General features: G+C 49.6%; 8 protein-coding genes. All 8 read right to left on the minus strand.

Translation table 11 applies throughout. The features are described from left to right. Positions 1-287 precede the first annotated feature (287 nt). Positions 288-2288, minus strand: coding sequence for a DUF3732 domain-containing protein (locus ABIE29_RS17960; RefSeq protein ID WP_429620005.1), 2001 nt, complete (start codon positions 2286-2288; stop codon positions 288-290). Further along, positions 2285-2746, minus strand: a complete 462-nt coding sequence (locus tag ABIE29_RS17965; protein WP_186531324.1) for a three component ABC system middle component — start codon at positions 2744-2746, stop codon at positions 2285-2287. The genes ABIE29_RS17960 and ABIE29_RS17965 overlap by 4 nt, the downstream gene beginning before the upstream one ends. After that, on the minus strand, positions 2743-3972 hold the full coding sequence (locus tag ABIE29_RS17970; protein WP_429620006.1) for a hypothetical protein: 1230 nt from the start codon (positions 3970-3972) through the stop codon (positions 2743-2745). Before ABIE29_RS17970 ends, ABIE29_RS17965 begins: the two co-directional genes overlap by 4 nt. Positions 3973-4360: 388 nt before the next feature. After that, positions 4361-8359 (minus strand): hypothetical protein, encoded by a 3999-nt coding sequence (locus ABIE29_RS17975; RefSeq protein ID WP_429620007.1) that lies wholly within the window; start codon positions 8357-8359, stop codon positions 4361-4363. A gap of 371 nt (positions 8360-8730) precedes the next feature. After that, positions 8731-9054, minus strand: coding sequence for a hypothetical protein (locus ABIE29_RS17980; protein WP_161738823.1), 324 nt, complete (start codon positions 9052-9054; stop codon positions 8731-8733). Next, positions 9051-14078 (minus strand): RHS repeat-associated core domain-containing protein, encoded by a 5028-nt coding sequence (locus ABIE29_RS17985; protein WP_429620008.1) that lies wholly within the window; start codon positions 14076-14078, stop codon positions 9051-9053. The genes ABIE29_RS17980 and ABIE29_RS17985 overlap by 4 nt, the downstream gene beginning before the upstream one ends. A 10-nt stretch (positions 14079-14088) precedes the next feature. Then, positions 14089-14877, minus strand: a complete 789-nt coding sequence (locus ABIE29_RS17990) for a DUF4123 domain-containing protein (protein WP_429620009.1) — start codon at positions 14875-14877, stop codon at positions 14089-14091. Continuing rightward, positions 14874-15072: hypothetical protein (locus ABIE29_RS17995; RefSeq protein ID WP_429620010.1), on the minus strand; the 199-nt coding region annotated here is incomplete at its 5' end. The genes ABIE29_RS17990 and ABIE29_RS17995, both read right to left, overlap by 4 nt.

A 15072-nucleotide genomic window follows, 5' to 3' on the forward strand; every position in this document is an offset into this window, starting at 1 on the left:
AGTTAGACCGGTTATTCAGTTAGCACAAAGATTCACCAAGGAAATGAGGCTACCCATAATTCTGTGTAGCCGTTAGCATACTAAAGGTGAACGTTTAGACCAATAGCCTACTTGTACTTAGTAAATGTCACCTAGAAGACGGTGCTGGTCATTAGCCGTATCTATTTTTATCGCTGACTGGGCTGTCACCCGAGTCAGCAAAACGCCACAACTACTACAAACGTAAAATTACCCGTAAATATAGCTGCGGGATTCAAGCTATCGTACATTATACCGTCAACTTCATATCAGTCACCAATAAATCCACGTGTACGCCACTCAGCACGCACGTAATCCTTAAAATTATAGCCTTCGCTGAGTATAAGTTTATCAGCGTGATCCGAGACAATAATCTGCGGGATTACTCCAGTAGCCTCGCCAGTCTCTGCGCAAAACTTCGCAAGTTGAGTAAACATGTTAGTAACAGCCTTCATGTCATCGTCGACGATATGTTCACGCTTAGCCTGTTTTGCCAGCACCCTAGGATTAAATTCTAAGGCATCATCCAGAGGCGCAGGGAAGTAAACTTGCGTCGGTTGATCCAAGAAAAGAATGGGAGGAATTTTGCAACCGCTCTCTGAACGCTCAGCAAACTGGTAATGTAATGCCATGAAAAGTGCCAAGTGGGAGTACAACCAGTTCGCACCACTGCCCATTGAGCGCAGATACACACGGGTTTTAACATCCTGCTGGTACCATAGGTCAAATGTCTCTGTATCGAAACGAAGAGCCGAGGGTTTATATGTTTCCTCAAAGTCGAAATTATTGCCAAATTCACACATTTTGGCATTGATGTTCTGACCCAATATATGGAGTCTGCTCTCGACACCGTACTGGGCAAGCAACCCTGAAAGGCGTTCGACCTCTTTATGCCAAAATTTTTCTTGCCCAGACAGTTCCGATTCAGGCTTGTTTAACTGATCCTGAATGGCAATTTCTAATCGAAGTTTCGCCTTCATAGCCTGCTCATCAATTGACTTGGATGTTTTGAGCTTTTCTACCTCTTCATCAAGAGGACGTATATCATCCTGAATCCGGCGAAGCAACTCATTTATGGTAACTAGTTCTTTTTGAAGTTTTCTGCGTTCATCCGCAAAACTCTCTCGAGCATAGGATGAAAGCTTGAGTTCCTCATTCAACCAATCAATAGCATTTACGAGCTTACTGGCTTCCATGGCTGGGGTCGAGGTTTGGGCCTCGCATAGGGGACAATGAGCATCAGACAACACCATAGAAATAGGTAAACTCTCGGCCCTCATGCCAATGTTAAACTGAGTGACAGAGGAAAGAGAATCATTGAGCAATCTCATTTTCCCCTGAAGTTTACGCTTATTCACAAGTGCATCGGAGCGCTGCCTTTGAAGTTCAGCACGCCGCACTTCAATCAGATCTGAAAGTACATCGATTTTTACTGAATGCTCGGAAATAATTTTCAAAAACTGCTTAGGCTTCTCATAGATATCCTCGGCCAGAGCATTCACAAGCGGGAGACCGGCTAGGCTTTTATATTCAACCAAATATCGATTGTAGCGAGCAATAGCATTTTCTTTACGCTGTGCCTGTTTCGGGATCTGCGCTTGGATTTTTTTAAGTTCATATTTTGCAAGCTCATATTCTTTGTAATTATCAAAATATTTTTCGTCTACAAGACCCATTAAAATTTTGAAGTGATTAATCGCCTGGTCGCGTTTTTCTTTCTCATCAAAGCGATAGAATATCGCATGTTTATTAGCCACAAGGTTCTGGTGCTGAAGCATAAATGACGAAAAACTACGAACGGATGGTGTTGCAGATTTTTTTCGGCCGGTTATTTTGACAAATGGATCTTCATCAATATTTTCCAAAGTAATAGCAAAATGTCGCCCGAGATTCTTCTTGAAATCTGACAACGGCATATAGTGTCTAGCGTCAAAAAATGCATTTGGTTGTTCGATAAGCTTCAATAATTGATCTGCATCTGTACTTCGAACCTCCAGCAAAAAACAACGATCAGACTTTTTCTTCCTAGCTGCCACAAGAAAATAACGAGGAAATTGCAGTGCAATGAAGAATGTATCAGCCCGTTCAGTGATCTTCCCTACTGGTATAGTATCTTCAGTGCTACCTAAGCAATAATCAAAAATTTCGAGGATCGCACTCTTTCCTGTAGAAGACTTACCAGTGATAACATTAAGCCCAGGCTCCAAGCGTACCTGGTGAATTTTCTCTTGGGTGTCCACAACACCAATGTAGCGCAAAAAGCATTTCATAGTGATTTGAATCCTAACGTCCTGTAAATGGAAACGATGTCAGTGTCAGCACAGACCATAGACAAGCGTTGTGCAGCTTCGAGTTGTTTCGGATTAGCATTCGCAGCGTTAACATCGCTTAGTGAGTGAACAACTAGGTTATCTGTGATTTCAATACGTTGTTCTGTTTTAAGGACAAGCAACGATGCATGGGTTAACGATTTAAACTGTTGAACATTATGCGTTAATCCCACAAGTCTGGATTGATCTTTACATAGCGTGCGTAGATTACTCGTTTTTCTTACGGTAAGGAGATAATCCTGCATAGTAGGGTACAAAACCATGGGAAGAATGAGATAACTCAGCAATAAATCTCTTTCACGAGGCTGAGATCTGGCGAAGAACTGATGAATGACCGGAGCCAGCACAATGGGCGACCGTTGAAGGGTGAAAAGGTGGTCAACAGGACTTGCTATCATTTCCAAAGCCTCCAGTGGAATTCAGAAAAAGAGCTACTGGATTCTTCGTCAGCTAACATGTGGTAAATACCATTGCGGAATTCTATAGGAGTGGAATCGTACGAGCTGAAGGGAGCCACAGCTACAGCACAACGATCGCCATAAAAGGCACAGGATGCTCTTTGTAACTGGTCATGGGACAAAGAGGGATCGCACTTATACATGGCACTCAACCTGCTGGAAGAGTGCATCCGTGACTGATTTCTACAATAGTCATCAATATCATTTTGGGATGTGGTGTTGTCCTTAATCACTTCAACAATATATTGTTGCGCTTGTAGCAGATCAGCTGTAGCTTGTAGAATTAACTCATCACCCCCGCCTATTTCATCTAGTTTCATAGCGAAACGCCGTGTTCGCACGTCCATTTTAGTCGCTTCCATTTCGACCAGTTCGCTGTTGATGCTAGGGAACTTAAGAGTGCCAATTAGGTATCTAGCTGTTAACTCTGCAAATTTTTTATCAAACTCATCGACTGTAAATTTCCAACCACCTGTGATTTTCAGGGCATTTGTCATAAAACCAAAGAGGTCATCTAGGAATGAATCCATCCTGTGTGGGTGAATACTCTTTAGGTACTGCCTCTTATATCTGGCAATCAGTCCCAACAAATCGGGTTGTTCTGTAACAATTCTGATTTTTGGCAAAGCCTCCAGTAATGATTCTCGCATATCCGTCGCAAGAATTTTGCGCTGAAGTTTAAGTGTCTGTGATGGACTGACACTTTTTCGCTCTGCCAAATTACCCTCTCCCTCTCCCTCTTCTTCTTTTCTGCTCTTATCACTTAACCGGCTTGCCTTTTCAAAGCGAGCTTCGGCACTTTTAAAAATGGACTCCAGTGTGTCCAAACGCTGTTGAGCGTCTAGATTTTCCCAATTTTTTAAAGACGCTCGCTCTCCATACGCCTGGGTAGTAAGAAGGATTAGGTTAGTATACTGTTGATGATTAAAAGCAGGCTTCAACCAATTATTGAGTGTGTTCCAGAAGTTTTCATGTCCATCGGTTAAGTCGTCGCTGTAATCCTTAACCTCTATTTGGTCACGCCCTTCAACAGTGACATCACCGCACACTTCTATCCATAGCACATCATGCTTTTCAAGCGTATGACAATAATCGATCGCTATGTGGATCTGATATTTCAGAGCCTCGAAAAGTTTCGAAGCGTCAAAATCGAGTTTTGTGTTCACAACAGCTCCAATTTTGATAAAAAAATCGGCCAATGAACACTAACTACGCCATCCTGACCGAAATTTTCCTAACAATCGTACAAAATTAATATTTAATTAAAAACTTATCAACTGCAATTGATCAAAAAGATGAGATTGTTCACTATAACGTATCATGTTCAGGATGACGCAGCTCAATTATGCTAGGTATTTTCTGTCCTCAGAGCGAGAGCTTTTGCTTATAACCAGCCAGACCAATTTTCGGGTTTATAGAACGATTTAGGCCCTTCAACACCTAATCTATTGCCCTCTCGCATAAAGGTTGGCGGCGGGCTATTCCGCCGCATCATTCATGTTGTTCGCTTGCTTCACTGATTTTGCAAACTCGCGCAAGAGCTCGGATGTTTATTCATGTCTTAGCCCTCCAGGGGTTCATCCAATGCAGAATCTCCCTGCAAATGGCAGGATCACCTAAATCTGCGATAAGGGCATCCTCGGCAGGCTCGGTAGGGCCAGCATATACCCACGATAACGACGGATGACCTTTAGGAAGAAGTTGCTCAATAGCTGACTTGGCTGACTCGCATGGATTGGCCTTTGGCCAGAGCATCAAAAGCAGAAGTCCGCGCCGCTTAGAATTTGCTGATACTTGGCGGGCAATCTCCATGCGTTTAGCAAAGGGAGCTCGACAAGCAACGATGAGGGTAAGCATAACAGCGATCGATGGTGATCGGGTCTCCAAGGTGTCTGAGACAATCTGGTCAACTACAGTCAAATCCAGAATGTCTGCATTAAGCAGCATCGCATATGCCGCCGCACACCTGACACCCGTTCGACCTGGTGCAATAGCGAGCTCGAATAGTTGTTCCTGAAGATTGCGCCCGCCTTGTGCTGCCACGACCTTGAACAGACCTTTACGCACTTCTTGGTCGGTAGTGTTAAGAGCAAGCGTCTGTAATTGTTCAAGGATAGTTTCGTCAAGCGAAGCTAACTCGCTAATCGCTTCTACTGCGGATCGGGCGATCGGAAAATTATCATCTTCACCATAGTATTGTGAGGATGAAGACCAATGATCTTGCGCAAGATTCAGCAGAGCTGGAAGATGATCCAGATGAGGCTTACTACAGATCAAATGAACCAACGCTTTTCGCACCGGGCTTCCCTTGGCACTTACAAATGCAAGCAAGCTAGGTGGCAGCGGTGCAGGGATACTTTCTCCTACCGCAGTAAGCGCCTTTGCAACAACATGGGAAAACCGATGAGCCAACGCCCCTTCGATAATATCTTTGAGGCCGAGCACGATGGCTGCTTCGAGTGCTTTGACGCAATTGTCATGGTCATCGCTGTTAGCAAGCATCCACTCGATGTCGGTGCGAACATAACTAGGGAGGTCTAGATGCCGACGTATACGTAGCGCGCTTACGCTATGGCTCGGATACACAGGTTTTGCTAATAGGCTTATCACAGCCTTAGATAAGAGAGGCTCTCCAACTGTGCTACTACCGGCCACTTTACACAGCTCCTGGAACTCTGGTTCAAGGCTATTCATGGCAGTTTTAGCGGCAACCTCATGCTTATCTCCGTCGCCTATTCTCCCATCCTGAAGATAAGCGAGGTCGATCATAAGTTCGACAATACGCTCGTACTTACCAGCCTGATGAAGCTCTTTAACAATCAGAGCTAAAGCATTAGGTACTCTTTCAACAAGACATGCCAAAGAGGCATGTCGGACATCACTCACAGGAGATCCATCGCGTATACGTGTAAGTAGACGGCTTTGGTACTCTTCGTCCCAATGTTGAGTAAGAACAAACCACAGCGCACTTTCTTCTCCGCTGCCAAATGCAGCGGCGAATGCGCCAGCTATTTCATCAGTTGATGCTGGTTCCGCTTCTGCGCTATTCATGAAGGAGAGCATCCAGTAATAAAGCAGATGCTCAGAATGACGATGCTGTGCGAGGACTTTCCACCCCTTCACCTGCCGAACTCGATTTGTGTATGCTTTTAGAAATTCGCGCGCAGTATAGCCATCGTCGTTTTCCGACAAGTACTCAGTATAATCGCTGCTGTATACCTCGTTAGTAATAGCTAACCAGGTTTCATCTGCTTCCAACTGCTCTTCCTTAGAAGGCGTAAGTTTTTTGACGGCCTTATCAATAATCAGCTCAAACCCGTCTAAGTCACGTAATGCTCCCGCAGCAATAGCCTCATACGAATACGAACACCCATACCGCACTATTTCTGCCGCTGCGTCGATATAGGCCGAAGTTAGGTTAGGAACAAAATTATTCAAATCTTTGACTAATTCTTTGCCGTAATGATCACGATCCTCGGTCAATATTTCTCGAATGAAGCGATTAGCTATCGTCGCAATTGTTGGATCCTTACGCAAACGTTCGTACCAAACCTCGGGATGATCAGGTCGCTCCCAAAAGTGGAAACCAAAGCTTTGTTCCGAACGATTCAAGAGGTAACGAGCGAATTCTGCTGCGTTAGAATTAGGTGACCCCGCGGCGGCGGCAAGACTTACGTATTCTCTCAGCCCACAAGAAGAATCGGCGAGGCGTTCTAATAGCCAAGTGTCGATTTGCTTTGCCGTTGAGTTCTTAGGAACAAATTTTAACTCTGGAATACGCTTGGCAGCAGCAACGACGCGAGCCGAGACACCAGCCCCCCAACTTATCCCTGGCCCATCAGGATCTGTCAATAGCTCAAGAAAAGCACGTAATGCAAGTTTTGCTGAAGTTGCATGTCGCTTGAGAGTTCCTTCAATACCAGCCTCAACACGGGGATGGTAGTAAGAAACCTGCCCGTCACCCAAACGAAGGTTGCGCGCCGCAACGAAAAAATCTATAAGTGGCATTATTCCCTTTTCAAAGGCAGGAAGGTGTTCTGCCAGCTCCAACTCCAAGTTGTTGATTGCTTGAAGCGAGAGACAATCGCTTGCTTTCAGGTACGCCCAAATGACAGCTGCAGCACAGATATCGTCCCTTTGCTCAATCTGCTGAATGACAGTCTGTTCGATCGATTGCTCATGCGCTTTAGCAATCGCATCTGGTATAAAGTTACGATCTAGACTTCTATTCGAACGTTTCATTGTGCGTAATGCATCAAAAAACTTCTCGATTTCGAGTGGGGTTGCCAGTTTATCGAGCACCTGGTTCTCAGCGGAGGTTGCTAGTAGATGAACATCTCGAGGTAAGGCGTAAATCCTCGTACGATAAAGTTTCTGTCGTTCCGACTTACCGTACTGTTCGGCTTCAAGAGGAACAATCCACGCCTCAACAGACTTCAGCGCACCAGATGACTTGGCGACGTCTCGTCGGCTCGTGGCAATAATCATGCGGTCAGCACGTGCTGATGACATACATCTGGCAAGCTCATCGTTCCAGGCGCGGCTTGTAGGGTCAAAATCGTAACGTCCCCAAGGATCCTCAATGTCGTAGAGAACCGGGGGAAACGTACGATCATCACGTAATTGCTGAGGTCCACGACGTATTGGAACACGCGTCAAACCGGGGTTTTCGCGACGAAGTTCCTCATAGATCTTGCTCGTGGCGAGTGTCTTACCTGTCCCCGATTGCCCTATGATTATTGCTGCGTAGTTAGGGGAGGCCATCGCATCTCGTAGAACCTGCCAGTTTCGAGGATACACATAGTCCTCGAGTTGTGGAGAGCTTGCAAGATAACCATCGTGGCTTCGAATAACATAAGCAAGCTCATCCTTTTGCCATCGTCCTTCACCAACGCGCAAAACACGTAGCCTTGCTTCGCTGCGAAGCACCTGCAAACACTCAACCCAGCGTGAGTTAGGAACTCCAAAACGTTCAACCAGAAGCCGTTTGATATCCTGAACCAAGCGCTCTTCGTCCAAATTATCGATGACAGCAATACGTCCATTCGCACTTTGCGGGAGAAATTTGGCTGTAGAAATAGGTAGGCTGCTCTTTTTAGGCCAGCTTCCAGCGCGTTTAACCCTCAGGCTTCTTGCTTCTCCGTTTAGCACCGCACTTGTGACGAGCACGTACCTAATTTTTGGATCGGACAGCCGTTGTGCCGCCGATTGTCGAGTGGGACTCCCATGCTTCAAGAGCTTGTTAATACCAGAGATAGTCCATGCATCACCGCCTCGTAGTTTGACCTGGACGACAAGAATATAATTATCTAGCCCTACACGCGTCGCCGCATGACCCGGCTCATCATCAGCCAACTGTGCTTCGAGATCCTCCTCTGAGCATGGCTCAAGTTCAATCATCTGTGTCAAACCAGAACCGAGCAACAAGTCTAGGGCTAACCACACGGAAACATCAACTTGGTAGTCATAGCCAGCGAGCGAACGTGCACCTGACCCTGAACTTTGTTCGACAGACCTATCCACTGGCAGCCCTAAGTTGTCATTCTCCTTCACGCTTTTCCGCCCCCCCTTGCGTATTTATTTTCGCAATAGTGTATCTAACACATGCGAGCTCTTGGCATAACTTAAGTCACATAACCAGAGAAAAGCATAGTAACTGTAAATGATTACACTGCCATCCCAGAGGTTCCTAACTGATCTATGCGGCGACAGTAGCCATGCGTATAACGAGTCTTCAACCGATGATCTTTGCCCCACCACTCAACCGCTAGGTTACTAAAGCGGCTATAGCCAAAATGGTGAGCGGCATAAAATGCCAGCAGGTTGCGGCATACCGCAACCTAGCATCCCGGCCTTTACACACCAAATTAACACCATGTATGTGATGTCTGATGTGGTTAATTTAAATTTGAAAAATATAATAATTAACCATTATGCCGTCTCTTCCGAATAAGTTCATCATAATGCTCAGGCGTATGAATCAAAGTTTGCATGTCTTCATAATGGCCTCGACACCTAATATCTATGTAGTCATCAGGAACTTCAACCACCGTTGCTATAAAACCACTCTTAACATTCCCAAAGCATATATACGCTTCCTCATTATCTTCTATTTCCTTTATGAATGACGCCTGTTCATTAGCGTTTCCATTTGGCTTCCATTTACCAAAAACATCAAAGTTATCGACTATCGGATTGATCATTTCACCAATACAGACACCTTTCCAATAAACCATATTATTATTCATTCTAACCCCCTTTTAACATCTGTGATCTCAAAACCTGACTTGCTAGCACCTTTCCCCTTAGGTGGAACATATAAATCTTTGATACCAAACTCATTCATCTCTTCATCCTTAAATCTTGTTGGTTTGGTTCTCCCCCCCCGAGCTTCAAGCTCCAAGTTAAAATCAAGTCCTCCACTTCTTGGCCCTTTAATGGTTATCATCTCAACATTTCGCCCAGCATTCAATTGATCAATAAAGTCGGCCTCTGCCGCGGCCTTATCAAACGTCGTTGATATTACTGGACTGCTCCCCCCACCACCTTGGGCATGTTGCATAGCATTTACTGCTGCAGCAGGATCGTCTGACTCTATTTTAGCGAGTAATTTTTTACGCTGATTGTTAGCCTGCAATATAGATTTACCTTTCTCACGCTCACGCAAGAATGCACCACCTAAAACAATATCTGAATTAGGTCTCACGGGCTGAACTCGATAAACCTCAACTAATTCTTCACCCGCATGCGCTCTTACTCCTGTGCCCGGCGGCTCCGGGCAATCTCCAGGAACGCTAGCCAACCCCAGCGGATCCACCCACCCGGTAGGGTTAGGCACATACTGCGTCTGGTTCAGCCCACCGGCCAACCCAATCGGGTCAGGCGTGATAAACCTTGCGGTCTCCGGCGAGTAATAACGATACCGGTTATAGTGTAGCCCGCTCTCCGCGTCGAAGTACTGCCCCTGAAAACGCAGCGGCTGCGGCACAGATTCAACGAACGCTACCGCCAGATTGCCGTAGGCGCGGTACGCCGCGCTCCAGGCAATCTGTCCTTTGCCGTTGACCAGTTCCTGCGGGGTGCCCAGATGGTCATTCAGGTAGTAGTAAATCTCCGACTTGCGTCCTTTGCCCAGTAACTGCGCCAGCGGCACAAAGCTGCCGGGGCTGTACAGGTAACTCTTATAGGTCGCCAGGTGCGCCGGTTTTGGGTCATCCGCTGTGAAGATATTATCATCGTCGGCGCATTCTGCCACCATCCGCTCACCCTGCCAGAAGAACCGGGTTATGGCATCAGGCCGTTGGGCCAGCAGGTCCTGCTTTTGGATACGTCGACCAAAGGCATCATAGGTATAGGCAAAGTGGGTTTTCTGCCCTTGGCGCTGTTCAATAAACTCCACCAGCCTGTGCTGGCAGTCATAACGGAACTCCCGCACCCACAGTGGCTGGGTGCTGCGCACTTCACGTGTCAGGTTGCCAAATTCGTCATACTCGAACCGCACATCGCCTTTCTGCTTCAGAAGGTTGCCACGCACTTGTGTTCCACGGGAGGCAGCATCGTTCCCCAATACGTTACCCGCTGCATCGTGGCTAAACTGCTCGCTGATGCCCCGCCAGCGCAGCGCCTGCGGCAAGGCTTCGGGATAGGCTATCGGGTGGTGCAGCGCTTCGGTCAGGCGATGTTGCTTATCATAGCGGTATTCCCGGTTGCCCTTGTGCGGGTCGAGGATCTGCGTCAGGTTGCCTGCCGGATCGTACTCGTAGCGGCGTTGCATCACCGGCGTTACGTCCGGGGCGTCACCCTCCATTTCTGCCTGTACCACGGCGGTAGCCCGTTGATGGCGCAGGCGTTGCTGCCCGTCATAATCAAACTCGCTCACCACCTTGCCGGTGATACGTCGGATTTCCTGCTCACCGCGATATTGGTGATCACTCAGCACCTGACCATTAAGCGCAATACGCGAGACCTGCCCCTGTTGGTACTGGTAGGCCAGAATGTTGCCGTCGGGCAGGCATTGGCGTGTCAGGTTACCTGCGCTGTCGTAGCCGTAAAACAGGCTGGCGAAGCCCTGATACTCCTCCGTCAGACGACCAATTTCATCGTAACCGTATGCCAGCGGCCAATGCCCGTCGTCCACCAGCCGCAGGCGGTTAAAGCTGTCATAGCCGTAGTTGACTTCTTTGCCGTCCGGCAACACCTTGCGAACCAGTCTCCCGGCAGCGTCCCGCTCATAGCGGGTGACCAGCGCGGTCTGTTCACTCTGGCTGGTGCCGTATTCGGTGCGCTGGGTCAGGTGTCCGTTCAGGTCGTAGTCATAGAAGAAGTGGCGTCCGTCAACGGTGTGTTCTTCACTCACCAACCCGTTGGGGTGATAGGCCAGCCGATGGCGTTCGCCGTTCTGGTTGATGATGTCGCTGACGAAGTTCTTCGGGTTGTCATAGCGGTATTCCACCTGGCTGAGGTCGGGATAAATGACTCGGCTCACCAAATGGGAGTTTGGATGGTATTCGTATTGGGTGGTCAGCCCCTTTTCATCACGCTCGCTGGTCACCTTGCCGTAGGCGTTGTACCGGTAGTGGCGCACCGTGCCGTCAGGCGCGTGAATAGCCTCCAGCCGGTTGGCGGCATTCCAGATATAACGGGTGCCGTTGACCCCGGCCTCGTCCAGTGGGCTGTCGCTGTGCCGGATCACTTGCCCCAGCAGGTTGTAACGGTAGTAGTGGGTTAGCCCGTTGCGCTGATGGTGTTCCAGCACCTGGCCAAACGCATCGCGGACAAAGCGCTCGCGGCTGCCATCCGGGTATTGCACCTCGTTGAGTGCCCCTTGTGCAGACCACAGGTAGTGGCAGGTATTGCCCAACGCATCGGTTTCCTCCGTCAGGTTGCCCTGCGTATCGTAGCGATACCGTTCACGGAGCTTGTCCTCCTGATCGAGGCTCCAGGTGGTTTTCTCTACTACCCGGCCACGCGAATAACGGTATTGGGTCTCCTGTCCGTCAGGCGTTCGCACCCAGGTGCACTGCAGTTCACCGTTATAGCCATATTCGGTGCGATTGCCCAACGGATCGGTTTCACTCAGCAGCTCACCGCGTTCACCGTATTCATTGAGGTGGGTCGCGCCGTCCGGGTCGACCTTCTTTATCAGGCGGCGAAAGCGGGTGTCATGTTGCCAGGTCTCCCGTGAACCGTCCTGATGGACCAGGGTGACGGCCCCGGGTTGTTCATCCCACAGAAAACGTTGGTCAAGGTTCGGCAGGTTGCTCCAGTGGCGCACCGCACGGGCTTGTTTGCCTTCCCCTTGCCACTCCCAGTAAAACTCAGCCCCGCCAGCCAACTGCCGCAGGCTGAATACATAATCATCACGATACTGATAGCGCTCGGCTTCCCCGGCCGCATTGATAGCGGCACTCAGTTGCCCCCGCTCATCGTACTCATAGGTCATGAGCGGGTGGAGAGCCTCTTCCCGACCCGACTCAGGGGTCAGGCTCAGCTGCGTCAGGCGCCAGCCTTGAGGCAGCTCCTGATAGCTGAACTGCAAGGCCGCACCAGCCGGATGTTCCAGCCGAACAGGTAAGCCATCGTGATAATGCAGGGTCAACCGCAACTGGCGGTGTGAAAGGGCGGTGATGCGCCCGGTCGTTTGCCCCGTAACCCGATGCACATGCAACACCCAGCCTTCCATGCTACCGGCCATCAGGCAGTAGCTATCGGGCTCTTCGTCCAGATAGGCGGCGGCCCCGGCTACATAGTTAAGCCCACTTGGGGAAACTTCGGTAGGTAACGGCAGAATGGTGGTGAGGGTCTGGTGATCGGTCCAGTGCAGTTCATCACCGATAAACTCCACCTGATGTTGCAGACTGTGGCTCCAGCCAAAACCAAACACAGATGTGCGTTCGACCGCGGTGGTGCGGTACTGACGCTGGAAGATAAAGGGTGTCAGGCCAATCAGTTGCCCATCGTCCAGAGTAAGCAACTCTTCGCCGTTGATCAGCGAGACCGGGCAGCCGGTGCCGGGGGTGCACTGCGAGTTCACCGTGGGATGGCCTGCCGCATCTTTCGCAGCGCTGTTATGCACCGCGCCTGAATTATCAACCAGGCTGGTCTGGTGGTTAGACCCCACCCGATTTATCCGATCCTGTTTCAACCGGGCATTCGCCTGGCGCTTGAAATTCTGTAGGCGGCTCTTTTCAAAGAAGCGTTTGACCAGTTCCAGGGTGGCAAACAGGACCGTCTTCAGACCCTGCCAGACATGTTGCATGGCGCTGCCCAATTTCTTGAGCAGGCGACCCACCTTATAAACCAGGAACGCCACACCTAGTCCGGCGGTCACCAGGGTCAGCAGCGCCCCGAAGACAATGCCGACCAGCGCATCACCGATAATGGAACCCCCGACTTTCACCATCGGCTCCAGCAACGCCCCCCACGGGTACATACGCAATTGCATGACCACCGAGCGCATAAACAGATACAACCCGGCTTCGTCATTGAACAACGCCAGCAGCTCACGGGTCATCTGCTTGCTGCCCTCCAGCAGCGTCTTCAGTTTCTGTTCATCCAGTTGGGTGATCAGATCCTTATACTTGCTGGCTTCCGCATAGATTTTCTGTCCGTATTTTGCGGGATCGGTGATCACGTTGTAGGCCAGTTTTACGTCGTCCCACAGCCCAAACATGCCCTCGTACAACCCATCTCCCAACGCGGTCAACAGGCCTGCATTAATAGGGCTGAGTTGCCACTGCGGCTTATAGGCCTGCCATTGCGTAGACAAGGCATCGTACATCTCCAGCATCAGGCCGTCATAGGCTTGCAGCATCTGGTTATTGTGCTGTTCCAACTGGGTGTCGGTGGCTTTAACGTAATACTTCTTGCCCGCAGTCAGACCGGGAAAGAGCGCCACACCTTGCTCATCGGTTTGTTTCGTCGCCACCTTTGAGTCAAAACCAAAACTGACATCTTCATAGATCTCGATGGTCACATCGGGGATAGGCAGGTCAAGCGTGGACTCATAGGCAAGCGCGACCGTGATCACTCCGCTCTTTGGGCAGGTCACTACGCTACTCTCGAAGCTGCGATCGTTTTCAGAGACGACCTTTTTACTGTCGTTGAGCCGCAGGGTTTTCTCCATCTCCAGCGTCGGGCCACCCAAGCTTCCGGAAATGCTGCTGGCCGTAGCCCACTCCTTGACGATCTGCCGATATTCTTTAGTCAACAGGGTCTTGTTTTTGAAGCTCAGCAACGCATTGTCAATACTCGCAATATATTCGGTCGTCATAGTCCATTACTCACGGTCGAAAAGAGGAAACGTTGAAGGTGATCACCTCGAACGGATGGGTACGGCGGCTCAGCGCATCTACCAGGGCCTGGGATAGCCGTGCGGTTCGCTTCTTCGGATCTGGCGTCTGTTGCCAGACCTGTGGGTAAAGCCGCAGCGCTATCTGGCGCAGAACCGGTTCTGGCACGGCTTGATAGAGCTCAAACTCATTCTCGCGCAGCCAGATCAGCTGGTTGGCGATCAGCGGCTCTGGATCTTCATCCAACAGGGAGTCCACCATCCCTTGGGGCACCTGCCACCAGGGGCTAATCTGGGCCTGAGCGGAAGGATCTACCGGGCAGGTAAACCCCTCTCCGTTCACCCAGTAATCGGAGAACACCGGCAGGATAGAACGCCACTCATCGCCAAAGTAGCGCAAGTAAGCTGGCAGATAGCGCCCATCCCAATAGCGGAAAAACACCGGTTTGCCGCTGGGCATGATCACCTGCGTAAAACCGGCAAGGTGGGTCGCCAGGGCAGCCTGCGGCAACGGCGAACGTGCCAGCCAGCCCCAGTTGCGTAAAGGGGTTTCTGCCACCCAGCGCAGGAACGGGCTGCCTTCATTGAGCTGCACCATCACCGGCATCACTTCGAACCAGTTAGCATATGGCGTGTTGGCATAGAGCCCATAAGGCGTGCGGCTGCCATCTTCACGATAATAGGCTTTGATACCTTCGGCACCGTTGGTATTGGCCAAGATGGCATACAACGGTGTTCCCGCCGTTTCTCTTACCCAGTCTTGTACCCGGTTTTTTCTCATGACTTTTTGCCCATCTTTTTGAATAACTCTTCTACATCAGTAGATTGAGAGCTTTTTAGTTGCTCGCCGAGCCTGTTAAAATAGTCTTTGAGGTTGCCTGCGTTAACCATTGAGGTCAGTCCACTGATGGGCAGAGAGCCAACGTTAGGCAATGCTTGAGAAACACCGCCTGTCGAGGCCCAGCCACTGCCGGGC

This window comes from Serratia sp. 2723 (assembly GCF_050434425.1).
Classification (GTDB): Bacteria; Pseudomonadota; Gammaproteobacteria; order Enterobacterales; family Enterobacteriaceae; genus Chania.